Source organism: Curtobacterium phoenicis (genome assembly GCF_047238015.1).
GTDB lineage: Bacteria > Actinomycetota > Actinomycetes > Actinomycetales > Microbacteriaceae > Curtobacterium.
The window spans coordinates 1,594,703-1,618,592 of the sequence record NZ_JBDFLZ010000002.1; the positions used below are offsets into that span (position 1 = coordinate 1,594,703).

General features: G+C 67.4%; 23 protein-coding genes. 9 read left to right on the forward strand and 14 right to left on the reverse strand.

Features of this window, described 5'->3' with window-relative positions; all coding sequences use genetic code 11:
- Positions 1-61 precede the first annotated feature (61 nt).
- The 3 genes from ABC270_RS07845 to ABC270_RS07855 all read left to right on the forward strand — a co-directional run bounded on the left by ABC270_RS07845 (position 62) and on the right by ABC270_RS07855 (position 2,003).
- On the forward strand, positions 62-694 hold the full coding sequence (locus ABC270_RS07845; RefSeq protein ID WP_412880259.1) for a hypothetical protein: 633 nt from the start codon (positions 62-64) through the stop codon (positions 692-694).
- Entirely contained in the window at positions 691-1,266 is a 576-nt protein-coding gene (locus ABC270_RS07850) for an RNA polymerase sigma factor (RefSeq protein WP_412880260.1), read from the forward strand. The genes ABC270_RS07845 and ABC270_RS07850 overlap by 4 nt, the downstream gene beginning before the upstream one ends.
- A 236-nt stretch (positions 1,267-1,502) precedes the next feature.
- Positions 1,503-2,003 carry a GNAT family N-acetyltransferase gene (locus ABC270_RS07855; RefSeq protein ID WP_412880261.1) on the forward strand — a complete coding sequence of 167 codons (501 nt, stop codon included), beginning with the start codon at positions 1,503-1,505 and terminating at the stop codon, positions 2,001-2,003.
- A 426-nt stretch (positions 2,004-2,429) separates the two neighbouring features.
- Here ABC270_RS07855 and ABC270_RS07860 read toward each other — a convergent pair whose 3' ends face one another.
- The 7 genes from ABC270_RS07860 to ABC270_RS07890 all read right to left on the reverse strand — a co-directional run bounded on the left by ABC270_RS07860 (position 2,430) and on the right by ABC270_RS07890 (position 7,274).
- Positions 2,430-3,323 (reverse strand): hypothetical protein, encoded by an 894-nt coding sequence (locus tag ABC270_RS07860; RefSeq protein WP_412880262.1) that lies wholly within the window; start codon positions 3,321-3,323, stop codon positions 2,430-2,432.
- Positions 3,324-3,457: 134 nt separating this feature from the next.
- Entirely contained in the window at positions 3,458-3,703 is a 246-nt protein-coding gene (locus ABC270_RS07865) for a hypothetical protein (protein WP_412880263.1), read from the reverse strand.
- Positions 3,700-4,551, reverse strand: coding sequence for an antitoxin VbhA family protein (locus ABC270_RS07870; protein WP_412880264.1), 852 nt, complete (start codon positions 4,549-4,551; stop codon positions 3,700-3,702). Before ABC270_RS07870 ends, ABC270_RS07865 begins: the two co-directional genes overlap by 4 nt.
- A gap of 52 nt (positions 4,552-4,603) precedes the next feature.
- Positions 4,604-4,879: a hypothetical protein gene (locus ABC270_RS07875; protein WP_412880265.1), complete on the reverse strand. Its 276-nt coding sequence runs from the start codon at positions 4,877-4,879 to the stop codon at positions 4,604-4,606.
- A complete protein-coding gene (locus tag ABC270_RS07880; RefSeq protein ID WP_412880266.1) occupies positions 4,879-5,886 on the reverse strand; it encodes a hypothetical protein in 1,008 nt (335 codons plus the stop codon). The genes ABC270_RS07875 and ABC270_RS07880 overlap by 1 nt, the downstream gene beginning before the upstream one ends.
- Positions 5,887-5,896: 10 nt before the next feature.
- Positions 5,897-6,523 (reverse strand): hypothetical protein, encoded by a 627-nt coding sequence (locus ABC270_RS07885; protein ID WP_412880267.1) that lies wholly within the window; start codon positions 6,521-6,523, stop codon positions 5,897-5,899.
- Between the two features lie 157 nt (positions 6,524-6,680).
- Entirely contained in the window at positions 6,681-7,274 is a 594-nt protein-coding gene (locus tag ABC270_RS07890; RefSeq protein WP_412880268.1) for a DUF723 domain-containing protein, read from the reverse strand.
- A gap of 276 nt (positions 7,275-7,550) precedes the next feature.
- Here ABC270_RS07890 and ABC270_RS07895 point away from each other — a divergent pair, with 276 nt between their 5' ends.
- From ABC270_RS07895 to ABC270_RS07910, 4 genes are all read left to right on the forward strand, one after another.
- Positions 7,551-8,054: a hypothetical protein gene (locus tag ABC270_RS07895; protein ID WP_412880269.1), complete on the forward strand. Its 504-nt coding sequence runs from the start codon at positions 7,551-7,553 to the stop codon at positions 8,052-8,054.
- A gap of 349 nt (positions 8,055-8,403) precedes the next feature.
- A complete protein-coding gene (locus ABC270_RS07900) occupies positions 8,404-9,108 on the forward strand; it encodes a hypothetical protein (protein ID WP_412880270.1) in 705 nt (234 codons plus the stop codon).
- A gap of 43 nt (positions 9,109-9,151) precedes the next feature.
- The gene (locus tag ABC270_RS07905; RefSeq protein WP_412880271.1) at positions 9,152-9,562 is read left to right on the forward strand and encodes a hypothetical protein; all 411 of its coding nucleotides are present in this window, start codon (positions 9,152-9,154) and stop codon (positions 9,560-9,562) included.
- 154 nt (positions 9,563-9,716) lie between these two features.
- Positions 9,717-10,151 carry a hypothetical protein gene (locus ABC270_RS07910; RefSeq protein WP_412880272.1) on the forward strand — a complete coding sequence of 145 codons (435 nt, stop codon included), beginning with the start codon at positions 9,717-9,719 and terminating at the stop codon, positions 10,149-10,151.
- A gap of 222 nt (positions 10,152-10,373) precedes the next feature.
- Here the strand turns inward: ABC270_RS07910 and ABC270_RS07915 are convergent, their stop codons facing one another.
- The 6 genes from ABC270_RS07915 to ABC270_RS07940 form a co-directional block, all read right to left on the reverse strand.
- Entirely contained in the window at positions 10,374-14,060 is a 3,687-nt protein-coding gene (locus ABC270_RS07915; protein WP_412880273.1) for a YobI family P-loop NTPase, read from the reverse strand.
- Positions 14,061-14,287: 227 nt separating this feature from the next.
- Positions 14,288-15,775, reverse strand: coding sequence for a Shedu anti-phage system protein SduA domain-containing protein (locus tag ABC270_RS07920; protein ID WP_412880274.1), 1,488 nt, complete (start codon positions 15,773-15,775; stop codon positions 14,288-14,290).
- Positions 15,772-16,500 (reverse strand): hypothetical protein, encoded by a 729-nt coding sequence (locus tag ABC270_RS07925; RefSeq protein WP_412880275.1) that lies wholly within the window; start codon positions 16,498-16,500, stop codon positions 15,772-15,774. Before ABC270_RS07925 ends, ABC270_RS07920 begins: the two co-directional genes overlap by 4 nt.
- Positions 16,501-17,506: 1,006 nt before the next feature.
- Positions 17,507-19,006 (reverse strand): tripartite tricarboxylate transporter permease, encoded by a 1,500-nt coding sequence (locus tag ABC270_RS07930; RefSeq protein ID WP_412880276.1) that lies wholly within the window; start codon positions 19,004-19,006, stop codon positions 17,507-17,509.
- A gap of 1 nt (position 19,007) precedes the next feature.
- Positions 19,008-19,664, reverse strand: coding sequence for a tripartite tricarboxylate transporter TctB family protein (locus ABC270_RS07935; protein ID WP_412880277.1), 657 nt, complete (start codon positions 19,662-19,664; stop codon positions 19,008-19,010).
- Positions 19,661-20,680, reverse strand: coding sequence for a tripartite tricarboxylate transporter substrate binding protein (locus tag ABC270_RS07940; protein ID WP_412880278.1), 1,020 nt, complete (start codon positions 20,678-20,680; stop codon positions 19,661-19,663). Before ABC270_RS07940 ends, ABC270_RS07935 begins: the two co-directional genes overlap by 4 nt.
- Positions 20,681-20,809: 129 nt before the next feature.
- On the opposite strand from ABC270_RS07940, the gene ABC270_RS07945 reads away from it, so the two are divergent.
- Both ABC270_RS07945 and ABC270_RS07950 read left to right on the forward strand, forming a co-directional pair.
- Positions 20,810-22,084: an ATP-binding protein gene (locus tag ABC270_RS07945; RefSeq protein ID WP_412880279.1), complete on the forward strand. Its 1,275-nt coding sequence runs from the start codon at positions 20,810-20,812 to the stop codon at positions 22,082-22,084.
- Positions 22,081-22,806, forward strand: a complete 726-nt coding sequence (locus tag ABC270_RS07950; RefSeq protein WP_412880280.1) for a response regulator — start codon at positions 22,081-22,083, stop codon at positions 22,804-22,806. Before ABC270_RS07945 ends, ABC270_RS07950 begins: the two co-directional genes overlap by 4 nt.
- A gap of 129 nt (positions 22,807-22,935) precedes the next feature.
- Here ABC270_RS07950 and ABC270_RS07955 read toward each other — a convergent pair whose 3' ends face one another.
- Positions 22,936-23,838, reverse strand: coding sequence for an alpha/beta fold hydrolase (locus ABC270_RS07955; RefSeq protein WP_412880281.1), 903 nt, complete (start codon positions 23,836-23,838; stop codon positions 22,936-22,938).
- Positions 23,839-23,890: the final 52 nt, after the last annotated feature.

Consider the following 23,890-nt stretch of genomic DNA (forward strand, 5'->3'; position numbering starts at 1 on the left):
GACATGTACAGGGTGAACCCACCTTGGAGGAACGATGACCCGCACCCCTGATCACCTTGATGTGCTCCTCGACGCCAGCGCACCCGAGGAGACGACCGCGAGCCCGGCGCTGCGCCGCGACCTCGCCGTCATGGCCGCCAAAGCCCGTGCCGCCTCACGCCCGAAGCGCCGACGTCTCGGTATCGCCGCGACCGCTGTCCTCGCGGCGCTGCTGGCCAGCGGCGCCGGGACCGCCGTCGCGGCAACAGTCTTCAACTGGGAACCGTGGGCCCAGGACCCTGACATCGCGTACCCATTCACCTTGCCGAGCGGCCGCACCTGCGAAGCCCGAGTCGCCGTCTACGAGATCAAGAGCATCGACGGCAACGGCGCCGTGACACGGACCGACCCGGCAAACGACAGCGACTTCGCACGCCACCTCCGAGTCCTCAACCTCGTGAACCAGGCCGACGTACAGGCCTCCATCGCGGAAGTCCGCCAACGCGACACCAGCGTCTCCTACGTCGCCGTCACGCCCGCGGGTTCCCTCGAAGACGTCCCCGCGACGGCGTCCGGTCCGACCGCGGATGACGTGTACGCCGCAGCAGTATCGGCCGCCGTCCGAGACGCCATCAACAAGGAGGCCGCTGCGTTCGACGGGGGCCACGACTACACCGCAAACGAGTCAATCCTCTGCGAGCAGGCTGCCTCATGATCGGAAGCCGAGAGCGTTCCCTGCGAGCGGCCCTGGAAAACAGCGCAGTTGACCTCTTGTCCTACCTGCGGCGACGCACGGACGCCGACGAGGCACCCGATCTGTTGGGTGAGACCTTCGTCGTCGCATGGCGCCGGGTCGACGACCTGCCCGACGATGCCGAGGGGACCCGCATGTGGCTGTTCGGCATCGCCCGCGTCGTCGTGCTCAATCATGCTCGGGGCGTACGCCGGAGGTGGGCGCTAGCTGATCGCCTCCGCGGGCACGCGGCTCTCATGCCGGCCACAGCACCACCGGCCGACGAACACACCGCCGTCCGGGACGCCGTTGCACGACTCGAGCCGGACATGGCTGAGCTGGTCCGACTCGTGCATTGGGACGGGTTCACGATCGCCGACGCGGCACGGGTCATCGGCGTCCCTGCCTCCACCGCGCGGAGTCGGTATCAGCGCGCGAAGGAACTGCTCCGAAGCGCTCTCGATCCCACGCAGGACCCGGACGCATGCCGGACGTCCTCCCTCGCGGGCCAGAGCGGCAGCAGCGTCGCTGTCGTCGCCGGTGGCAACCAGTGACGTCGGCACAGGGAGAGCCGATCAGGCCTGATGCGTTGACCCAGCCTCCGACGCAGCCGCTCGACATCACGGCATGAATGAAGGAGTCCGCCGTCAGCAAGTGCACATGAGACTGAGAGCGGAGCTGCCCCGAGGTCGGCTCCGCTCTCGTCCGTCCGGATGACCATAGAGAGCCGGACGGGGCGATAGACTGTCAACAACGAAACCTCCGCCGACCACGGCGGAGGTTTTCTTGTATGAGCACCCCAACACCCCTGACCATCACGACCGCCGACGAACAGCACCGGCCCCAGCTCGAACAGCTCTGGACCATGTTCCGACACGAGATGTCCGCGTTCACCGGCGCGCTCCCCGACGAGCGCGGACGCTTCCGCCAAGAACGACTCGACGCCGGCCTCTCAGAGCCAGGATGGTCGGCACATCTCCTGCACCTCGGACCGCACCCGGTCGGACTCGCGGTCCTCCGCGCGCTGGACGAAGAGGAGCACGTCATCAGCAGCTTCTTCATCGCACATGGAGCGCGCCGCGCTCACATCGGTCGCGCCGCCGTGAGGGAACTGACCGCGGCGCACCCGGGGAGATGGGCGGTGGCCTACCAGGACCGCAACGAGGTGGCAACCAGATTCTGGCGCAGGGTCGCGACCGAACTCGACTCCACGTGCACGTTCGAGGACCGAGCCGTCCCGGACCGGCCCGAGCTCCCCGCCGACTCCTGGGCCCGATTCGGTGTCCGATAGCCGGTCCTTGAACGGACGCGCCAGCGTGACCTGCTATCACCGCAACCGCTTCTGTCTCACATGACTAGTCCGATGATGTTCTCGGTGAGGACCCCGTATGCGAACGTCGGTGCCGGCTTCTACTGTCGCGGTCATGGGTCGTCGTCGTTCGGATCGTTGGGTGCCCGGCTCGCCGTTCTCGCTCGAGGAGGATGCTCGCGGCACGGAGGTGCGCGAGCTTCCGGAGCCGTTGCCGGTGCATGCGTGGTTCCAGTTGCCCGACCGGCTGATTCGTCGAAGTGACGCCCGGGCGTACCGCTTGACCCGAGACGCGGTTTGGGTGGAAGCAGGTCGCGGCGAGACGAAGCTGGCTGCTTGGGTGTGGCGCAGTTCGGTGAAGCACCGAAGGCAGGCTGGTGCGACTCAGGTCTGATCGAGCTTTCGCCGTCAGTTGGGCAGGTTGTGGCGGAGGTCGTATCCGGTGTCGGCGAGGAACTGCAGCCGGTCGCGTACTTCTTGTAGCGATGCTGCGTCGTCGGCGTTGCGGTAGTCGGTACGGAGGAGCGTGTTGGCGGTGATGATGTCGTCGGTGCGGTCTGTGTACCCGGCGGCGGCTGCGGTGAGGAAGATCGTGGGGTCGGCGGGCCGGATGAGTTCGGTGCCTGCGAAGCCGATCGTGTCGGGCGTGAAGCCGAGGGCAGCCAGCTCGACCTCCTCCTCGGTGAACGCAACGAGCCGATACGGCATCTCGCGTTTGCTGATGGCGGGGTAGCCGGGCCGGTCGGAGATGGCGCGGCCGGAGATGCGGCAGCCAGCTGCGATGAGCCTTTCCGCCTGCTCAGCCAGCGGCAGGTCGGACGTCCAACGTGTCCGAACGCCGCCTGGTCCGGGGTAGCAGGCGATGGCGAAGTCCACGAGGCCTCCGACTTGCCGTGACTCCCACCCGATGTCAGTGCGGTGCACGCGCTTTCCGAGGCGTGCGAGCGCGTCATCCACCTGCCCGGGAGTGAGACCTGCCCGCACGAGGCCATCGAACGTGGACCCGTTGACGGCCAGCATCCGGGCGACGGCGAACGTGACGTAGATGGGTGCGGCATCCTTCCACCGGTCGTGCACGCCAAGGACCTGCTTCCCGTCGGCCCAGACTCGGCGCCGGTCGACGTCGACCAGCAGCACCGTCTCGGTCTGCTCCGCGAGCGCGATCTGCGTCGCGGTCACGGTGCGTGGTGCCAGCAGGAGCAGTTCCGCATCAGTCGGGTCGTCGTCGCGGGGGCGTTGAGTGAGCGTGGGGAAGCGTGCGCGGCGGCCGTCGGCGAGGCGGATCGTGTCGTGCGACTCCACGACCGCGCGAAGCCCTGCGAGCTTCAGGACGGCGAGCGTGTTGGTGAGGTCGGTGCTGTCACCGAGTCCGTACGGCAGCGTGATCTGCGGTCGGCCGGCGTATGCGGCGGTCACCCATTCAAGCCTCGGGCCCATCAGCTGGCCTCGTCTGGGGTGTCGGGTCGGGTGAGGGCGACGAGCCAGCGGGTCTCCTCGAGGAATGGCTCCCAACCGGTGCGGGGGTCGCCGTGCGCTGGTTCGCAGATGTTGCCGGTGTTGGTGCTGCGGATGATGACTTGCCGGAGTTCGCTGCTGGGTGGGTCGCGGAAGAACACGTGCCCGTGCACGCCGGTGGCGTCGTAGGCGACGTTGAGGAGGAACAGGTCCGGCCGGCGGGTCACGGCCGCCACCGTCGTCCCCGGAACAGGGCGATGATCGTCGTCAACGGTCGACCTTCCCGCATCCAGTCCAACGGCGTCAGGACCCGCTCGTCGACGGTGAGAAAGTCGAGGGGTGTGGTCATGAACTCCGTCATCGCGGCAGCGTCGAGGAGCGGTTGCGGTGCTGCCGCGTAGAGGACGTCAAGGCCGGGCAGCAGCGAGGACGGGTCACCGAACTCGGGGAGCGCGGGCTTGACGAGTTGCCAGTCGGGGATGCGTTCTTCACCGTCGAGGTCGAAACTCGTCAGCCGGCACGCTTCGAACAGCTCCCCGACCTCGTCGATGCTGATCTGCAGGGCGGCTGCGACTTCCGCCTCGGTGAGGGTTGTGTCGAGGAGGTTCCGGCGGATCCGGGCTTGCGTTGCCCGCCACCAGTCTTCGGGCACGTCCGCCGGGCCGACGGCGGAGTGTTCGGGTTGGCGGGGGATCTGTCGGCCTTCGTCGGCGTATGCGGAGAGTTGTTCGCGGGTGACTTCACCGCGGGCGTACATCCATAGCTGGGACTGCCATGGCATGTCGTCCGGGAACCCTTCCAGGTAGCCGGAGTGGATGACCGCCCGGACGGCTTTCTCCCGTCGCGCGATCTCGGAGGCGGGGATGAGGAGGGTCTGCACGATGCGGTTCGCTTCCCGCACCGCCGGCACCGAAAGGTCCGACAGGACCGTGTTGGTTCTGTCGTAGAGCTCGTACCCGGGCTCCTTGTCGATTGGGCGGACGAGGATCTGCGCCAGGTGCGCGTCCGGGTTCTCGGTGTCCTCGAGGAGGACGTGCCCCCAGAGGATCCGGTCGTTCGACAGGTGCATGGACACCAGACGCATCATCAGCAACTACCTCCAAAGAGTCAGGCGTGAGCAGGGCAGGTCAGAGCTGCGGGAAGTCAGCGGGGGTTCGACCGATGCGGTCGGGTGTGTAGCGGAGGAGGAACCGCATGATGCGGTCCGCCTCGACCATCGCCGGCACCGACGGAGCGTGCCCGTCCGGGTCAACGTTCGTCAGGCGGAACCACGGCGGTTCGTCGGCGTGGTCGATGAGGACCGTGGCGGGCTTGTGGTTCGGGTGGTCGGGGTTGGTGAACATGACGGAGCCGAAGAACCGGGTGTCGTCGTACGCCAGCGTCAGCGATAGCAGCTGCAGCATCAGCTCACCCCGCCCTCACCGCTGTTGGGGTGCCAGCGGAGGTCGTGGGCGAGGTCGGACTGGAAGTGCAGCAGTTGCCGCAGCCCGTTCACTGCATCTGTGTTCGCGGCCACCCAGCTGTCCTCGTAGAGGACGTGTGCGGTGATGAAGTCGTCCGTGCAGCACCCCTCAGCGCTGAGGATGGTGGTGTCCTGCGGAATGGCGACCGACACCGTCGCCTCGTCTACTGTGGTGGGCTCGTAGCCGAGCGCGGTCATGTCGGGGTGGTGGGCGAAGAACGCCGTCAGCCGGTTCGGCGGGACAATGACGCCGGACTGGTGCGCGGCCCACCGATCCGACATCACCCCACCCAGCGCAATCAGTTGGTCCGCCTGCTCGTCGATGCTGGTGTCGCGGCGCCAACAGGTCCGGATTCCGCCGTAACCCGGGTACGCCGCCAAAGCCCAGTCGACCAGCGCAGGCCGGTCGGCTGCTTCCCACCCGATCGGTGTGTGAAAGACGTTTGCCCCGAGAGCGGGCATCGCGGCACGCACCTCGTCGAGTGGGATGCCGATGCGGTCCGCGATAGCGCGTGTGCCGCCGCCGTGCAGTGCGATGGTGCGGGCGATAGCGAACACGGTCCGCCACCCCGGTGTCGCGTCCCGATCCATCGACGACCCGTACAACTGCTTGCCGTCGGCCCAGACGCGTCGCCGTTTCCCGTTCACGAACACTAGGTCCGGGTATCGGCGGGCGAGCGAGAGGACGCCGCCTTCCGACCCGCCGGGGATGACGATCAGGTCTTCGGTCCGTTCCGCGGGGGTGCCGTCGTCGTTGATCGTCGCGGTCGGATTCGGGGTGGACAGGAATCCGGACCGGCCGTCCTCGAACCGGAGCCGGTCGAACGCCTCCACACGAGCGGGCATCCCCGCCGCCTCGAGCGCGACCAACGTCTGCGTGATGTCGATCGTCCACCCGAGCCCGAACGGCAACGACAGAATCGTCTGCTGGTTCCGGATGTCCTGCACCCACTGCCGATCACCCATCAGCGCCGCCCTCGCCCGGCCTCGACGGCCGGGGCGCATTACGGCCGGCGAGCCTCGGGTCGCCTTCGGATAGCCGCTCGAGTCCGAGCCCAGACGCATCGAGGATCGCGTCTTCTGACTCCGTCGTGGCGACGAATGACCCGATCTGCGCGTTGACCGCGACAAGAGTCCCTATCCGACTCCGCGCATCCAGCACCACCGCCGCGACCTCGTCGTCGGTGCAGTCGGAGGCCAGCTCCGGCTTCGACGGGTGCAGAGCGGGGAACTCGAGTTGCTGCACCGGCGGATGCCACTTCACCCCGACCCGCAGCACCCGGTCGTCGGCCTCGTTGCGGTAGAACATCGACCCGAATGGGTGACCCATGTCGAGGGTGAGTTCCGCTCCGTAGAGGGTCCAACCGTTGGCCGCGTAGGCGGGATCCCAACGCTGGACGGTGAGGGCGCCGAGCCCCATCTTCAGGCCCGGGATCAGTGCCTGGTCGTCTTCCAATTCGGCGTAGAGGGCCTGAAGGTTCGGGGGACTCTGGTCGCGCAGGTCCGCGAGCGGGATGCGGGCCATGCCGCTGATGGCGGCGAGTTGCCGCGCACGGCGGCGCGGGTCGTTCTCGGCGTTCGGCATACGGCTCCTTCTCGCTCGCCCACCCCGCAACTCAGCAGGGGCAGCCGCTTCGCTGCTAGCAGCAGCGTTGGAGTTGGGGTGGACGATTTCGACGGTAGGGACGAAGCAACCGTGAGAGCCAGGGGTTCGAGCCGCTCGAGGCCAGGAACAGGAAAAGTCAGACAGCGTGCAACGACGCTGCTGCCTCGCGCTCCAGACGCTTCTTCTCGTTCCGTCGCTCGGTACCGGCGCGCTTCTTGTCGAGGGCGATGCGGCGGGGGTCACCGAACTGGCCGGCGTTGTCGACTTGGCGGAGGGACTCTGCTCGCGCCCTGGCCCCGCACCTCCCACACTGCTCGCCAGCGAGGTGGTTCTTCGGCATGACGCTGAAGGCCCCGTGCTCGAAGCAGCGGATGCGGATGCTGGTCCGCTGGTCGACGAACTCGACGTTCCGGTAGTCATACCGGGACCCGTGAACCTCGCGCGCTCGGTCGAGGAAGAGTTGCAAGCGGCGCGCGGCCGGTCCGCGACGCGTGGAGCAGTCGTGGCAGCCCTGCCCAGAAATCACTCGGCCCTTCACCGTTTTCGCCTTGTGGTCCTGCGGCGCCATCCGGAAGACACCGTGCTCCGGGCAGATGATCCGCACCCGTGTCTTGACGTTGACGAACTCGTCGGGCAGCAGCGAGTAGTCGTAGCGGCCGCCGTGCTCATCGTCCGCAGCGGCGATGAACGCGTCGCAGCGGGCCAGACGGGTGGCAGTGATGTGGTCCAAGAGAAACTCCTTGCGATGACGGAGCCGCCTCTATGCCGCCGCCGACCGTCAAGGCGGGCTCGAAAGGCCGTCCGCCGCGCTTGCGGTTGCGGGAACCGGCTGCGGCTCGTCTCTCGCTTGACCGCAGAACACGAGGAAGCCCTGATCAGCGCACCGGGTGAGCGCTGTGGATCAGGGATCCCAGATCTCCGATCACAGCTGTCCGTCGGCAGCGTGCACAGAGGGGGAGCGCACCACGAACCGGTGCCGACCACCCTCGTATGAAAGGGCCACACCATGGCTTCCCACCAGAACCACAACCGCACCGAGCGCCGCCGCGAGATGCAGATCGTCCTCGCCTGGCTCGACCTCGACGGCCGCGGGATCGATAAGCTCTACGACCACCTCCTCGCCGGCCCGAACGGCACGCGGCAGTTCCGAGCCCACTACGGCGTCGAGCCGCTCTTGGACGAGCCGGACGTGTTCGCGTTCCAGATCGCCACCATCCGCAAGCTCCGCACCGACCCGGACTTCCAGCGCTGCGCCGAGCAGCACTTCCTTCTCCAGTACGACCGCGACGAAGCCGCAGCCGCCGCGGAGGCCGGGTTCAACGACGTCGCTGCGCTCCGTCAACAGCACTGGGGCGACGACCCGAACATCGTCGAGGCGGGACGGCGGCTGCTCTCACTCCTGCGCGCCGGGGGCGCCACCCTCCAGCAGTACCGGGCCGCCGAGGACCAGTGGGGCGGCACCTGGAAGAACCTCATGACCTTCCACGCACACGCCACCGCAGACGCCTAAGCGCGCGACTCCCAGCTGGCCCGAACGAGCCGGCATAGAGCCCTCGAAGCCGACCACACGGCAGGCGAGCACCACACCGCAGCACACGTCACGACGAGACCACACCCTTATCCGGTCCTCGGACAGCACACGGATAACCGCTCGCTTGCCCTGCAAGACAGCTCCACTCCAGCTGGCCGGAACGAGCCGGCATAGAGACACCAAGCCCAACGGAACGGGCGAGCACAAGCGCCATCCGCGCACCGCAGTAGATCCATGTCGAGAGATCGCCGGTGCGGGACAGCAGCCGTGCTCGCCCACCATCACGGCACGCCATACACGCCAGCCACGAACCAGAAGGAGAAAAATCATGGCCGTCATCACCGACTGCACCAACCGCCGAGCACACCGCCACACCCTCCCCGAGCTCCGCCCCCTCGACGCATACGCCGACACGATTCCGCGGAACCTCATCACCAAGTGGATCGACCTCCACGAGCAGCCCGACGCCCGCAAGCAGTACCGCGCCGCAACAAAGAACACCGCGGCAGTCGGCGACCTCTTCGCCTTCGTCCGCTCCTACCGCCCGATCCCGCTTCCGGTCCCGAGTGCTGCCTCGTTCCGGGCGACGGCGGCGCGTCTTGCACCGATGTATGAGGTCTATGAGGCGCGCACCGCCGCAGCGAACCTCGTCCTGGAAGCCGATGAACTCGAGGTCGCCCATCAGCTCGGCATGCCTGTAGGGGCCCTGCGCGACCAGCACTGGCACGCCACCATCGACGCACACACCGTGGCCGAGAAGCGTCAGACGCTCGCTGGACTTCGGGCGGGCCTGCTCACCGGCGGCTCGCTGGAACTCGCGATCCGACGCTGGGGAACCACAGCTTGGGAGGACCTCGCCACGTTCCGCGAACCCGACGCGCCTCAGCACACCCGACCGCGCAACCGGAACGGAGCCCCCTACTACCGGCGCTTCCCGAGATCCGGGGAAGAGAACGAAACTCTCACCATCGGCTGGCCCCTCACACCGTCCACGCCCGACCGCTCCGGGTCGCCCGCCACCACAACCGCCTAGTCATACCCGCCGTCCACACCAGAACATCCCCGAAGGAACAACCATGAGCAACGACAACGCCAAGACCCCCTTCAGCAACAGCCTCAAGGCGGCGGTCGCCGCCACGAACTCCCGCAAGCCGAACCAGAGCCACGACGCAGCGGGCCGCTCGCGGAGCATCAGCCAGGCAATCCTGACCACTCTTGCCGAGTGGCACCGAGTCGACCACACCGCGCGACACCTGGAAGTCGCCGCCGCCGCAACACGGTCGCCCGCACGCCAGCGAGACGGCCACTTCTACGCTCCCGCAATGCACAGCCACGCGGCTGCTGCCTTCGACGCCACCCACGTCATGTCGGCCGACCAGGTCGAGCTCCGCCGACACCGGGTCAAGCAGTACCGCAACGGGAACGCCCTGAGCCCCGGCGCGAACAGGCGGGTCACCCGGCGCCCGCTCCCAACCACCGCCTTGTAGTCGACACAGACCGAACACGACGAAGCCCTCCCGAACCGGGAGGGCTTCGTCGTGTTCCCATCGATCCACGTCTAGATGGCTCCGGCTGGCAGCAGCAAGGGGCTCCTGCGAACGGTTCGAGCTGGATGTCGGATGCGTCCTGGAGATTGCTTTCATGACCGACATCATCGGCGCAACCATCGGTCCCCTCATCGACGGCGCTTTCGGAAGCACCCAGCGGCGACAAGACGACGAACGACAACGCCGACGAGCGGCGGCAGCTGAACTTCTCGCGTGGATGGTACCGATGGTCGAGCAGCTGCATCACCTGCGCGACCGCCGCGACACCGCATTCTGGGTCGAGCGCATCCCGATCGCGTACCGCAGCCTGGACGCGACGAAGGTCCGGCTCCCACGTGAATGGCGACACCTCAAGCGTTCCATGCGCGCTTGCCTCAGTGAGGCGCTCGGTAACGGCCTCGTCTTCCTCGACACCGGAGACGACGTCCTCAGCGACACCATCGACTACAGCGCCCGATGGTCAAGCTACGCCGCCGACTACCTCGCACTGTGCCTCTCGTGTATCACCGAGCGGCACCCGACTTATTGACCGCGGCTCGCGGCTCGCGGCCCGCGAACGCGCCGGCGCCGGCGCAGTGAATTTTCAGATGACTGACGGGCGGCTAGCGTCCAAGGACCGCTGTCGACGGTGAGCGTCTCAGCCAACAGTCGACGGGCCGAGGAGTGAGGCCGATAGCTGTGCGAAGCTCGGACCAGAGGGGAAGCGGACACCGAAGCCGTAATCTGACGCGATCGAGGACCCCCAGAGGGGTTAACGCAGCGGTGCGACGAGCAGCGGCCCAGACTTGAATGCTTGGTCTTCGACCGCTTTGATAGTTCTGCCTACCAGACGTTGCAGCACCTGTCGGTTGGGTTCCGTGACTTCGAAGGTGGGTCGACCGCGACCTCCATCCGCGACCCGTGTCCAGTTGGCGCCGAACCCTCGGAGGACTTCGCGGAGGTCGTCAATGTCGACCTTGTCCTCGCTTTGAGCGATGATCGGCATCAGGCTCTGCGTCGAGGTGCCCGCGGTCTGTAGGGCAAGGATGAGGTTGGGCGGCAATCTCCAACTGTGTTCCTGTAGAGCGCGCGCAATGTCTTCCGCGTGTCTTGGCTTGGCTGCGCTCAGCCAGTCCGGTAGGGCCTTGACTACCGCCTGCTTCGTTTCAAACGGGACGGCAGGGCTCCGGAGCGCGGGGGCAACGCGCTCGGTCGGCAGGATCTCGGGGGTGATAAAGGATGCAAGTTCCTTTGATTTCGCCATGGTCGCCTCGAGTGTGGCCCAGTCGGTCATCAGCCGCGGTTCGAAGGTCGCGGCGGTGTCGGGAAGAAGCTTATTGCTCAGGAGGCGGGCGACGAGGTCTCCTGGCTCTGGCTGGACGTCAACGGGTGCAAGCAGGTCGGGCTTCAGACTTTTCGCGAGCGCGACACGAAGTGCGGTTGACGGAATCGCCGTTGCCGCGTTGATGAGCTCGATCGCGAGCGCCGACCGCTCTGCTCGATCTTGTTTCAGACCGTCGATGACGACTCGGCGCCGTCCGAAGATCCGCCCAAGATGATGGTCGAGGCCGTGCTCGTCGATGTAGCTGCGCACGTTCGTGTAAGTCGGAGGGATGCGTCGATGGTGGGCCAGCGCGGGCCATGAGTTTGCGGGCACAGCGGCCAGCGAGTCGACAGTGAAGGCCCTCGGCGTGGACGCGACAGTCCGATTGAGTTGCTCAACGCTAGCCATCGGAGAGAGATCTGTCAGGACTGCGATGAAGTTCTGGCTGCTCGCCACCGCGCCGATTTCTCGGCGGCGACTGTGGGCAATGTCAAGGTAGGTGTCAAGGTTGTCCAACACGTAGCGGTAGAGATCTTCGTCAGCTCGAAGTGTGTCGAGACCGATTGGGCCCTCAGGGTGCAGGAGACGAAGGTTCTGGGGAGTGAGCGGGAACATGCGGAGCCGAAGCGCCTCGCGGCGGGCTGTCTTGGATAGCGGCTTCAGAGTTGTCAACCGAATGTGAGCGCGGTCGAGCAGTGTCAGCACCGTGTGTGCCGCGGCCGCATTCGATGGATGCGTGATGGAGGACATGGAGCTGTAAGCGTCGCTGATGACCGCGGCGGTGTGCTCATCGAGGCCCGTTGTCTCGACGGTAGCGTTCGCGAGGACGATGTTGATGTAAGGGATGCGGTCCTCGGTACGGATCGATCCCGATCTCGCTACGAAGTTCAAAGCGTTCGACCACTCCGGCGTCATCAGTTCGAGAAGCCGATCAGGTTTCTGTCCTTCGCGGATATACGTTTCCAAGAAGTCGAGTTCGACGTCCTGTGCTCGGGCGAGGCGACGAGCAACGGTGCGAGCCGCGCCCTCGCGATGCTCGATCAAGTAGTTGACGATGCTGACGTTGAAAACGCTCGGGTCGGTGAAGAACTCTGCCGTATCGCTGTCCGTGGCGTCCTGCTCGGTGAGGATTTGGCGCACGTCTTCTGGTAGAAGCGAGAAAGATGCGTCCGACTCGCCGGGCTCGATGCTCCGGCGGATGTACTCCATAGCATCTTGGCTGACGTGACCGCCGTAGAACGTGGAGGAGTACAACGCGAAGTGTGAATCGATGAAGCCACGTTGAACGAGTTCCTTTGCGAGTTCAGACTCGAGGATGGTGTTGACGGCAGTTCGGAAGCTCATCGGACCGAGGTCATTGGCGCCCGCGGGTACCATTTTGAGCGCGGAAAGGTCGACTGTGAGGTCATCCCGGGCGCTGAGTTGCTCCCAGGTGTGGTGGTGGAGGAACTCAAGGTCCGCTTCCGCGGCGCGGTACTGCTCAAGCGTCTCGTCATTGACTCCCGCGTCGGGGTCGACGTTCAGCCCCAGACGGCTCCTCAATTGGTCCGCTGTGAATTGCAGGTCGATGGTCCAACCTGTTCTTGAACTCCGGAGAGTCACCCTCTGTGGTGTTCCGGAGGTGAGCTCCCTCCATGCGGCTGCATCGAGAATGGTACCGGTCGTCAGCGGGCCAACCGACTCGACTGTCGTTGTGTAGCGGCCGCCGTCGACATTGGCCGATGAGGTAAGGTCATCGATGAATTCTTCGTACTTTTGTGCGAGGCGTTCGACGACTCTGGTCTGCGGCCCGTTCCGTTGCCGATTTCGCAGGTTGTTGATCACCGTTGTCTGCTTGCGGACGTTTTGTCGAACGAGTTCTCGCCATACCGCGTACAGGGTGTCAAGACTGCTTGCCTTTTTCTGAATGGCCTCGAAATCGGATGCATGTGTGTTTTTGAAAACTACGATTGCGAAGACGAGGTCGTCGTCAATTCCCGGCAAGCGATCCGGAGTGAGAATCAGACGGCGGCGGTACACCTCGAACTCGTTCCTCAGATTGCGTATTAGGCGCATGTCGGGGACGTGGCGGGCGGCGACGCGGATGAGTGCCGGGTTGATGGCGAAGTCGGGGCTGGTCATCGCGTCGGTCATGACATCACGTGCGTTGTCGCCGCTGACGAACGGCACGATTGGAATGATGGCATCGAAGAACTTCGTCCGGCTTGCGTGTTCCAGTGTTGCCACGGCCCGGTCTTTTGCATCTGAATGCGTTTCGCTTCTTGTTCCGGTCGGGGCGGCGCTGGTGCCGATAGTTTCGAAGATGCTGTCCCGGATCGCATACACGAAAACGATGCGCCTGCCGATTTGTTCGGACTCGTTGAGAAGGTTGTTCAATGCTCGAAACGTGTCGAATACTCGAGCGTCATCGAAGCGGTCGATGTCTTCAATGACAACGATATCGCGTTTGCTGGATTCGAAGAAGTAGACGATTTCATCGAGGTACTCATCGAAGTAGTTCGAGGTGCGGGAGAGGTTGACAGTGGCGGGACCGGCTCGCAATGCGGCATCAAGATGCGGCCGGGCCTGGGCTACTCGGAAGACGATCCAGGTCGCGCCGATGCAGAACGCTGCGATGACCCCACGTGCTACGGCGGCTGCGAGGATACTGTTCGCCGGCGCGAGCATCGCCGCCACCGTGCTGACCAGTCCGAGAACCTCGGCGATGAGGAAGATGACTCCGCCGACGACGGTCGCTTTCAGGAAGTCGAGCAGGTGCGGCTGCACTGTTGCACGTCGGAAGCGGGAGCGGGGGACACGCTGAGGAGCGAGCCGGTACAGCAGTTGCTTGACTATCTCTTTCTGAATCAGGTTCGATCTGGCGGAGACCGTGGGCTCGTCGCTCTCATCGGAAAGGTCAGGAGCGATCGTGGAAAGCGAAATACTGACGATGCGGTCGGTGTGGTCGACTCGGAGCTTCTCGAGCACGCTGCTCTTGCCCGAACCGTACGGGCCCGTGAGCGCAATGTTCCGGCTTGACGGATGCTCGATCGCGGAGTTGAGCAAGTCGTAGTAGAGCTGATGGTGCTGCGGTTCATAAGTGGCAGAGAGGGTTGAGAGAGTCGGAACTCCGTCATCCGGTCCGGACGCAAGCATGCTCGGAGTCGAAGGGGTTGCCGCGTTTGTCACAGCAACAGAATACCTGCGGCCTCGGACATTCCAGCCTCAGAGCGTGCCGCAGCCTCCCCTCGAATGGCGAGGGGAGGCATGAGCCGCGGGAACCCTGGTTCGGGGGCGAACGCGCGTCCGACGTTCCACACGATGACGAGCGCGGCGCTCAAAGCGCGATTCTCCGGATGATGCATCGGTCACGGCTTGGCCAGCTACGACGCTGTGCTGCGTGCGCCAGGGTCTGAGAGAAGCGTGTGTAGATGCTTGAGTCGTTCACTGATCTCGTCGAATCCTATGACTTGAACCTTTCCGAGGCCCTCCCGGAACCGGAGGAAGGATTCATTCTGCTCGGAACTCAGGGAGCTGACCGTTCCAATCACGACTGCACCGCTCACGTGCCACTTGTCGATTGCGCCGAAACTCGGATGATCCTTGAGCTCATGCATCACGGATTCCATCTGCGCTTGCACCTGCGCGACTGCTCCGCTGAGCTCCTTGTGCGTCGGGTAGACGCGCGCAGCGCCCTCCCCGCGGTATTGCGTCGCTGTCATCAGCTTCGTGGCAGGCGTCTTAATCTCGACCGCGATCGCTGAGCGGGTCACGGCGTTCACGCAGAGGAAGTCTGTGATTCGGCTCTCGCCACCGAGAGGATTCGTTCCTTGCACGTGGATTTGCTCGCCGACGATGAGGATCGGAGCGGAGAAGATCTGCTGCAGTGAGAACGGGTTCGTCATGAAGAACGATTGCCAGTGCGCTTCGTCCTTCGCTCGTGCGCCCGTCAGTCCCCTCCCGTACTGCTCGATGAGGGTCTCGAGGGACACCAGCTCGATGTCTTCGCGCAGCTTCCCGAAGCGTTCGGGATTCTCCTGTGCGACGGCGGGTGCTTGGCGGGCAACCTCGTCGACGAGCGCAGACCTATCAGCGGCGTTGGTGACGTAACCTGTTGCCGCCTCCTCGGTGAACGCGCGAATGGTCGGATTGTTCCCGAACTTGGGTGTGGCGGCGACCTTCCCGAAGAGATCGTTGACGGAGTTACGCTGCTCCGCTTCGATGACGCGGTTCGCCGCAGTCGCCGCGCGACCTTTCGTTCGTTCGACCGCCTGTCGGAAACGTTCGAATCGGTCCACCGTGATGTCGAATCGTTCACCATGCGCGCCTTCGGAACCGTCGAGGGTGAGACGCACCACGGTGCAGGCAGATTCCGTTTCGATTTCTTGAATGATCCCTCGGTAGGGGCGGCTAATGCCGAGGCCATACACGAATACGGGGTTGAATCCGCGCGGCAGACCCTGCAGGCGGACGAGGAAGTTGAGATCGCTTACTTCAGTCGGGGGCGTGTCCATCCACTTCGGCATAAACAACTGCAGCTCGGACACGCGTTCGAAGGGGTTCTCGTATAGCGCCCCTCCGCGTGCTCGGGGAAAGATCCGAGCGAGGTGAGTGGTTGGGTTGAATCGCATCATTTCGATTCGGTCGCCGCTGCTGCGAGGCTCCCACGTCACGACGACTTCATCGCCGTCGAGGCTCTTGTGAACCTCTCCAGCCTCGTCGCTCAGCTCCTCGTCATAGGAGTCGAATGCGGGCACCGCGGCTGCGGACACTCGTGCGCGATCAATCTCCGAGTTGGCTTCGTCAAGGTCCAGGTCGAAGGCGGACGCGCCACGGTTGGGCTCGACCTGTTGCGGACGGGCCGTGCTCATTTGCCCAGCTCCTCGAAGTCGATGACCGCGAGAAGGGCCTGCAGGTCTGGCTCATCGTCCATCATCAGTGGCGCGAGGGCCTTTGTCACTCCGACCTGTTTGAGCTGCAGCTCGCTGCTCACGTCGTTCAGGATGCGAATGGAGTCGACCGACGTCCACTTCACCCCGTCCAGCCGGCTCCGCTCGAACTGTGCGGCGACGAGCACTTCTGGCTTCCGATTCCCGTATGCGTCAGGCGTCGGCATCGTCGTTGCGACGATGCGCACGCTCCGCAGGCCAGGCGCGACCGCGAACGCTTCTTTCATCGTGACAAGAACGCAGCCTGCGACCGCGATCTTGTGCCAATTGGCAGCCTCCTTCTTCGGCACTGCCTTGATCGTTGGCCGACCCGTTGGGGTGACGTCTGATTTCTTCTGCGGCATTCCTGACGCCGCGGGCACGATGACGACCAGAGTCGCTTCGTCGCCGGAGATGCCGAGGGGCGCCGCTGTCGCATCGTTGTCTTCGAACGCAGCGGCGAGGGTGGCCATGACCGTTTGGGAGTCATTGTCGACGAGTCGGGCCCAATCGTCGTCGAGCTGCGCCTGGCGTGCTCGCTGCTGTCGTTCGTTCTCGTTCCGGCGCACGGTGACCTCGTGTTGAGATTCGACCGCGGCGTCGGCAAGAGCCTCTCGCCGGCGTGCGCGCGCGAACACGCTGACGCCCTTCAGCTTCTCCTTCTGCATTCGCTTCAGGATATCTGCCTCGTACACGGGAGCTGCGGGCGGTTCGGTCAGGCGCGCGGCAGGCCGAAACGTCTCATGGTGCAGGGCGGCGATCCGCGTGTAGACATCCACGAGCTGTTCGGCAGCTTCGGCACGACTCGAAGCCGCAACAGATCGCGTCAAGCTCCCGGAGGAACTGCGCCGCCCTACCCCCAGACTCGTCGAGTACGTCACGGGCCCCACACCGGAGGAGAACCTGGTTGCCCCAGCGCCGATGTGAAGTCGCGCAGCGCGCGGACCGACACTCGTGCGCACCCCACGGCTTGACACTCGAACTCGAACGCCGGGCGCCATCTTCACTGAGAACCCCATATTGCGAGCTTAGAGGTGACGGGTGCTCAGCCTCAGCCCCCCATGGGGTGCACGCTCGCGAGCATCACTGACGGTGGCGGTCGAACGTCATCGGGAGAGCGCCGATTCGCGCCACTGCGGACGCCGGTTCGTGGGCGACCGCGGCGGCCGAACACTGACGGTCCCACGGTGAGCCGTTGCCTGTCGCAGGCTGCTGTGCCGCGCGTGGCAGCACGGTTCTCCCGCAAAGGAATGCCCGATCAGAGCCGCTTCGCCCGTCTAGCCGCCTGCGTCAGAGGATAGCGAGGTGCGCGTGAGGGGATACGGGCTCCTATCGACCGACGGACGCCCGCGTCCCCTCAAGGCTCTGGAGGTTCTTAAGACAGCCCACCGCACCGCATCGAAGAGCCCCGACGGGATCCCGTCGGGGCTCTTCTCGTCGGGGCTCTTCTCGCCGGGGCTCTTCTCGCCGGGGCTCGGCCGCTGGCGTCCGCCGAGCACGTCGCCCGCCGGGTACCGAGCCCGTTTCGGGCGGCAGCAACGGGGGAGTGCCAGCGCAGGGCGCCGCACCGGGGGACGGGGGGCTGTTGACGGCGCCGCCACGAGCCTCCCGTCCGTCATCCGGTCACGTGTCCTGGAGGGCGGCCCGCCCACGTCACCGGACCGCTGCCTCCCGTCATCGCGCGCGTCGCGCGATGACGCGGCTCCGCACCGTGAGCGCGAGGACGACGGCGAGCACGGCGTACAGCACGATCGGGATCGGCCCCGCGACGAGCACCGAGAAGTCGCCGTCGGCGCTCAGCGCCGCGTCACGCAGGCTGGTCTCCGCGAGCGGGCCGAGCACCATGCCGATCACGAGCGGTGCGAGCGGCACGTCGAGCGCCCGCATCAGGAAGCCGACGATGCCGATGCCGAGCAGCATGAGCAGGTCGAACACCGAGCCGCTCGTGGCGTAGATGCCGAGGCCGCAGAACACCGCGATACCGGCGTAGAGGTACGCCCGCGGGATGCGGAGCAGCTTCGCCCAGAGCATCGCGAACGGCAGGTTGATGATGAGCAGCACCACCATCGCGATGAAGAACGACGCGAGCAGCGCCCAGACGAGGTCGGGGGACCGGTCGAACAGCAGCGGGCCGGGCTGCAGACCGTACTGCCGGAAGGCGGCGAGCATGATCGCGGCGGTCGCCGACACCGGGAGGCCGAGTGACAGCAGCGCGCCCATCGCCATCCCCGTCGTCGAGTTGCCGGCCGCCTCGGGAGCGGCGAGGCCCCGGATCGCCCCGCGTCCGAACTGCGGGTCCTTCCGTCGCGCGTCGAGCCGCTTCTCCAGGCCGAACGCGAGGAACGTCGGGATCTCGGAGCCGCCGGCGGGGACGACGCCGAACGGCAGCCCGATCACGGTGCCGCGCAGCCAGGCGGGTGCCGCTTCGCGCAGCTCCCTGCGCGACAGCCACGGGCGGCCGGTGGCCTGCACCATCTTCCCGTCCTGCAGGTGCCGGGCGAGGCAGGCGACGTGGATGACCTCGCCGAGCGCGAGGATCGCGACGGTCACGGTGACGAGCGAGATGCCGTCGAACAGCTCCGGCACACCCATCGTGAAGCGGGGCGCGCCGGAGATGCCGTCGACGCCGATCACCGCGATGCCGAGGCCGAGGCACAGCGACCCGAGGCCCTTGAGCGGGTCGTCGGTCACGACCGACGACGTCGTCACGAACGCGAAGAGCGCGAGCGCGAAGAACTCGGCCGGTCCGAAGCTCGACGAGAACGTCGCGAGCGCCGGTGCGAGGAACACGACGAGGACCGACGCGACCATGCCGCCGACGAACGCGCCGATCGCCGCGGTCGCGAGCGCCTGTGCCGCCCGACCGTTCAGCGCCATCCTGTGGCCCTCGAACGTCGACGCGATGGCCGAGGCCTGCCCCGGCGTGTTCATCAGGATGCCCATCGTCGAGTCGCCGAAGAGGCCACCGAAGTAGACGCCGGCGAACATGATGAACGCCGCCGTCGGGTCGAGCGAGAACGTCACGGGCAGGAGCAGCGCCACCGCCATCGACGACCCGAGTCCGGGGAGCACGCCGACGGCGGTGCCGAGGAGGCAGCCGACGACGACCCAGAGCAGGTTGGCGGGTGTCAGCGCGCCGGCGAAGCCCTCGCCGAGGAGACCGAGCACGTCCATGTCAGAACCTCCATCCGACGATGCCCGAGGGCAGCGACAGGTCGAGCACCATGTCGAAGGCGATGTAGCTGAGCGCTGCCACGGTCAGGCCGACGACGAGCGGGCGGAGCCAACCGGGGGCGCCGAGGCCCTTGGCGACGCCGAGGAACAGCAGGCCGGCGCCGACGATCCAGCCGAGCACGTCCAACAGCAGCGCGAACGCGGCGAACGACACCACGACCCAGGCCAGTGAGCGCCAGTCGACGCGGACCGACCGCTCCGGCTCCGCCTGTTCGGCGACGACGGTGTCCGCCGGGCCGGCGGCGGCGGGCGCGGCCGGGGCCGGTGCAGCCACGGCGGGTGCTGCTGCGCTCGCCGCGGCTCGGGTTCCGTCCGGGCCGTGCCGCAGCTGTCGGACGGACCGGACGACGAGCAGGCCCGCCAGCAGCAGGAGTGCCGCGGCGACGAGCCCGGGGAACACCGCGGGCCCCGGGAACGCGGTGCCGGCGGGCACCTCCATCGTCACGATCCCGACGATCAGGTACACCGCGAAGGTTGTGAAGAGCGCCGGCGTCGTGAGCTCCTTCGCCACCTCGGCGACACGGCCGGGGTCGGCGCGGAGCGTGAGACGCTGTCCGACGACCGCGGACGACGACGTGGGGTTGCTCGGACGCGTCATCGGCCCAACTCCTCGTAGAGCCCCTGGATGCGTTGCCGTTCCTCGACGATGAACGCATCGAGGTCGTCGCCCGTGATGATCCGCTCCGTCCAGTGGTACCGGTCCATCGCGTCGCGCCACTCGGGCGTCCGCAGGGTGTCGCGTACGATGCCCGTGAGCTGCGTCCGTTCGGTCTCGTCGAGTCCGCCCGGAGCGGCGATCATGCGCCAGTTGGTCAGCGTCACGTCGTACCCCTGGTCGACCGCGGTGGGGATGTCGATGCCCTGGACCGGCTGCTGCGCCACGAGTGCGAGTGCCCGCAGGCGGCCCGTCTCGATCTGGTCGATGTTGTCGGGGTAGCCGCCGGAGGCCGCCGCGGCGGTGCCGTTCAGCAGTGCCTGGATGGCCTCGCCGCCGCCGTCCGAGGGGATGTAGTTCGTGTCGGCCGGGTCGAGCCCGGCCGAGACGGCGAGATCGGTGACGACGAGCTGGTCGAACGAGCCGCCGCCCGTCCACGGAACGGAGCCGGGCCGCGCGCGCCAGGCCTCGACGAGGTCGTCGAGTGTCTCGTAGGGGGAGTCGGCGGGGACGACGATGACGTCGTACTCCTCGACGGTGACCGCGAGGGGCGTGATGTCGTCGTGGGTCACGGCGGACCCGAACTGGACCTCGGCGGCGAGCAGGCCGGTCCCGCCCACGAGCAGCGTGTCCGTCTGGCCCTCGAGCCGCGCGACGTTGCCGAGCGCGATCGTGCCGCCGGCGCCCGGCATGTTGACGACCTGCACCGAGTTCACGATGCCGTTCGCGCGCTGCGCCTGCTGCATCGACCGCGCGACACCGTCCCACCCGCCGCCAGCGGCAGCGGGCGCGACGATCGTGACCGAGGTGGTGGGGTCGCCGCCGGCCGCGGCTGAGGTGATGGACCCGAAGGCCGCGACACCGATGGAGACGGCCGCGACGGCCGCGCCGACCGCGCGGGCGACGACGCGGCGGCCCTGTGGCCGTCCGGGCACCGCCGGTGCTGACTGCTCTGTCATGGATGACTCCCTCCTGCACACGTCGTCGTGGCGCAGGTCGAGAAGTACGATGGCAGCCACCGTCCGGAGCGGGATCGGGCGGCGGAGTTGTGCTCATTGACGCTCACGACGACCGGAGAGGGGACCACGGTGCGCAGACCGCCCGTCACCCGACCCGGGCGCATCGCCGTGCTCGCACTGCCGAGCATCATCGTGCTGGCCGCGACGGGCGTGACCACCGGGGTCGCCGCGGCCGTGCAGGAGCAGAGCATCCGCGCGTCCGTCGTCGACCAGGTGTCCGGTGTCGCGTCGAACCTCGCCGACCTGCCGGAGGTCCGTGCCGCCGTCGCGTCGGTCGTCGACACCGGGGCTCCCGGTGCGCTCGCCGATGCCGACGGTCTTGCATCGGCGACGGCGTCGCTGCAGCCGATCGCCTCCCTCGTCGAGGGTGCCTCGGGAGTGTCCTACGTCGTGGTCACGGACGACGAGGGCGTGCGCATCACGCACCCCGACCCGTCGGAGCGCGGTGCGCTCGTCGAGACGACGATCGCGCCCGTGCTCGCGGGCGATCGGTTCGTCGGCACCGAGACGGGACCGTCCGGCCCGACCCTGCGCGCGAAGGTGCCGATCGTCGACGACGGCGAGGTGGTCGGGGTCGTCGCGGTCGGCGTCCTCGAGTCGACGATCGCTGCCGACCGTGCACGGGCGTTCGGCGCGCTGCTGCCGTGGAGCACGGGCGCCCTCGTCGTGGCGACGCTCGCGAGCGTGCTGCTCTCGCTCGGGATCGCACGACGGCTGCGGCGCGCGGACGCCGTCGATGCGGAGAGCCGGCAGGTGCGGCGGACGACCGACGCGCTCCGCGAGCAGGCGCACGAGTTCGGGACCCGTCTGCACGTCGTGCGCGGGCTCGTGGCGCACGGAGACGGTCCGGACGCGCTCGCCTACATCGACGCGGTGGCGCCCGGGCTGACGAGCGGGGGCGGTGCCGGGTCTCCACGACGGGGTGCCGTGGCGACCGCCACGATCGAGGCGGTGCGGTCCGAGGTGGAAGCGCACGGAGCCACGCTCGAGCTGCGGGTCGCCGACGACGTCGTGCTCGACGACGAGGTGCTGCTCGTGGTGGCGAACCTGTGCCGGAACGCCGCCGAGGCCGGCGCGGCACGGGTGCGCTGCACGATCGGCACCCGGGGCGACGTGGTGGCGGTCTCCGTCGAGGACGACGGCCCCGGCATCGACCCGACGGACGCCCACCGGGTGCTCGGGCACGGGTGGTCGTCGAAGGTCGACGACACCGGCCTCGGGCGCGGCGTCGGCCTCGCGGTCGTGCGACGCACCGCGACCGACCGCGGAGGCTCGGTGGTGGTCGGGCGCTCGGCATCGCTCGGCGGGGCACGGCTGGACGTCGAGATGGCGGTGCGAAGGTGACGCCGCCGATCCGGGTGCTCGTCGTCGACGACGACGCCGGTGCCCGCGCACTGCACGTCCGGTGGGTCGCCGCGACCGAGGGGTTCGAGGTCGTGGGTGCGGCGGCCTCCGGCAGCGCCGCACTGGCCCACGTCGAGCACGGCGTCGACCTCGTGCTGCTCGACATGCGCCTGCCCGACATCAGCGGTGTCGAGGTCCTGCACCGCATGCGTCTCGCCGGTGTCGAGGCCACCGACGTCCTCGTCGTCAGCTCGTCGCGCGACCAGGTCACCGTCCGACAGGCGCTCGCAGCGCACCCGGTCGGGTACCTCATGAAGCCGTTCGACCGCGAGGCCCTGCAGGACCGGCTGGGCACCTACGCCGCGGAGCGTCGCGGTCGGGACACCGCGCACCGGGACGTGCCGATGGGCCAGGGTGACGTCGACCGGTTGCTCGCCACGGGTTCGGTGCGCGTCGCCGTCCCCGCGCGTTCCACCTCGGACCCGTCCGGGCAGCGGCTGCCCAAGGGCGTGAGCGCCCCGACACTCGAACGGGTCGTCGCGGCGCTCGACCCCGCGGTCGCGCTGTCGGCCGACGAGGTCGCGGCCGCGACCGGCACCTCACGGGCGACTGCCCGTCGGTACCTCGACCACCTGGTCGCTACGGGCGCCATCGACCTCGCGCACCGGTACGGGCGCCGGGGGCGTCCGCAGGTGCTCTACCGGTTGGCGCCGGCGCCGTAGGTGGCAGATTCCTCGGCGCGGGTGATCCGGCGCGTCGGCCGGCCAGCCGGCGGACGCGCATCGTGCCCTGGACGGCACCCGTGGTCCTGACGAGGTCCGCGCCGTCGGCCCGGAGCCGGTGCTGGTCGGTCAGGCCGCTCCGGGGGCGGATGCACGGGCGACGAGCGCCGTGATCGCCGCGGCCACCTCGGTGGGCCGTTCCTCCGGGACGTAGTGCCCGGTGTCGGCGAGGACCACGGAGGTCAGGTCGGCAGCACGGCTCGCCAACGCCTCGGGGAGCTCGGTCGACCCCGATCGGTCGCCGACGATCGCGAGGACCGGCATGCCCAGCGGACCGGCGTGCGTCGTCGCGGACTCGGCGTTCACCGGGACCGCCCGGTAGTACTCGAGCATCCCCCGCAGCGATGACGGCCGCGAGTATGCGCGTTCGTACTCGTCGAGGTCGGCCTCGGTGTGTACGACATCGTTCCGGTGGCGGGTCATGCGTGTCGAGAACCACTCGATGACGCGGCGTTCGTGGCCGACGAGCATGGCTTCGGGGAGCTCGGGAACGCGCTGGAAGACGAAGTGCCATCCGCCGTACCCGCCGTCGTCGTCGAGGTCGAGGTTGACTCCGGCGATGTTCCCGTCGACGAGTGCGAGCGCGTCGAGCCGTTCCGGACTGCGGTGACCGAGCGCGAAGCCGACCCAGGCGCCGACGTCGTGCCCGACGTAGGTGACCCGCTCGAGGCCGAGGGCGTCGAGCAGCTCGGTGACGAGTCCTGCGACGGTCCACGAGTCGTACCCGACGGGGGACGCGTCGGAGTCCCCCTGACCCGGCAGGTCGATCGCGATCACCGTGTGGTGCGGCGCGAGCAGGGGGATCACGTGACGCCAGGCCCACCAGCTCTGTGGGTAGCCGGCGGCGAGCACGACCGTCGGGCCGTGCCCGGCCGTCACGAGGTGCCAGCGCAGTCCGCCCGCCTCGACCGAGCGGTGCTCCACGCCGGGGATCGTGGTGCCGAACGGGGGGACGGGAGGATCGACGCGCACAGGACGACGCTACCGTCCGGGCCGCCGCTGGCAGTCGGGTCACCTCGTCGCG

What these genes read in the sequence shown, in the direction of transcription:
- ABC270_RS07850 (WP_412880260.1), top strand. Translation starts at nt 691, where the DNA reads ATGATCGGAAGCCGAGAGCGTTCCCTGCGAGCGGCCCTGGAAAACAGC.
- ABC270_RS07855 (WP_412880261.1), top strand. Translation starts at nt 1,503, where the DNA reads ATGAGCACCCCAACACCCCTGACCATCACGACCGCCGACGAACAGCAC.
- ABC270_RS07875 (WP_412880265.1), bottom strand. Translation starts at nt 4,879, where the DNA reads ATGCTGCAGCTGCTATCGCTGACGCTGGCGTACGACGACACCCGGTTC.
- ABC270_RS07885 (WP_412880267.1), bottom strand. Translation starts at nt 6,523, where the DNA reads ATGCCGAACGCCGAGAACGACCCGCGCCGCCGTGCGCGGCAACTCGCC.
- ABC270_RS07895 (WP_412880269.1), top strand. Translation starts at nt 7,551, where the DNA reads ATGGCTTCCCACCAGAACCACAACCGCACCGAGCGCCGCCGCGAGATG.
- ABC270_RS07900 (WP_412880270.1), top strand. Translation starts at nt 8,404, where the DNA reads ATGGCCGTCATCACCGACTGCACCAACCGCCGAGCACACCGCCACACC.
- ABC270_RS07905 (WP_412880271.1), top strand. Translation starts at nt 9,152, where the DNA reads ATGAGCAACGACAACGCCAAGACCCCCTTCAGCAACAGCCTCAAGGCG.
- ABC270_RS07910 (WP_412880272.1), top strand. Translation starts at nt 9,717, where the DNA reads ATGACCGACATCATCGGCGCAACCATCGGTCCCCTCATCGACGGCGCT.
- ABC270_RS07915 (WP_412880273.1), bottom strand. Translation starts at nt 14,060, where the DNA reads ATGCTTGCGTCCGGACCGGATGACGGAGTTCCGACTCTCTCAACCCTC.
- ABC270_RS07920 (WP_412880274.1), bottom strand. Translation starts at nt 15,775, where the DNA reads ATGAGCACGGCCCGTCCGCAACAGGTCGAGCCCAACCGTGGCGCGTCC.
- ABC270_RS07925 (WP_412880275.1), bottom strand. Translation starts at nt 16,500, where the DNA reads ATGCAGAAGGAGAAGCTGAAGGGCGTCAGCGTGTTCGCGCGCGCACGC.
- ABC270_RS07930 (WP_412880276.1), bottom strand. Translation starts at nt 19,006, where the DNA reads ATGGACGTGCTCGGTCTCCTCGGCGAGGGCTTCGCCGGCGCGCTGACA.
- ABC270_RS07935 (WP_412880277.1), bottom strand. Translation starts at nt 19,664, where the DNA reads ATGACGCGTCCGAGCAACCCCACGTCGTCGTCCGCGGTCGTCGGACAG.
- ABC270_RS07940 (WP_412880278.1), bottom strand. Translation starts at nt 20,680, where the DNA reads ATGACAGAGCAGTCAGCACCGGCGGTGCCCGGACGGCCACAGGGCCGC.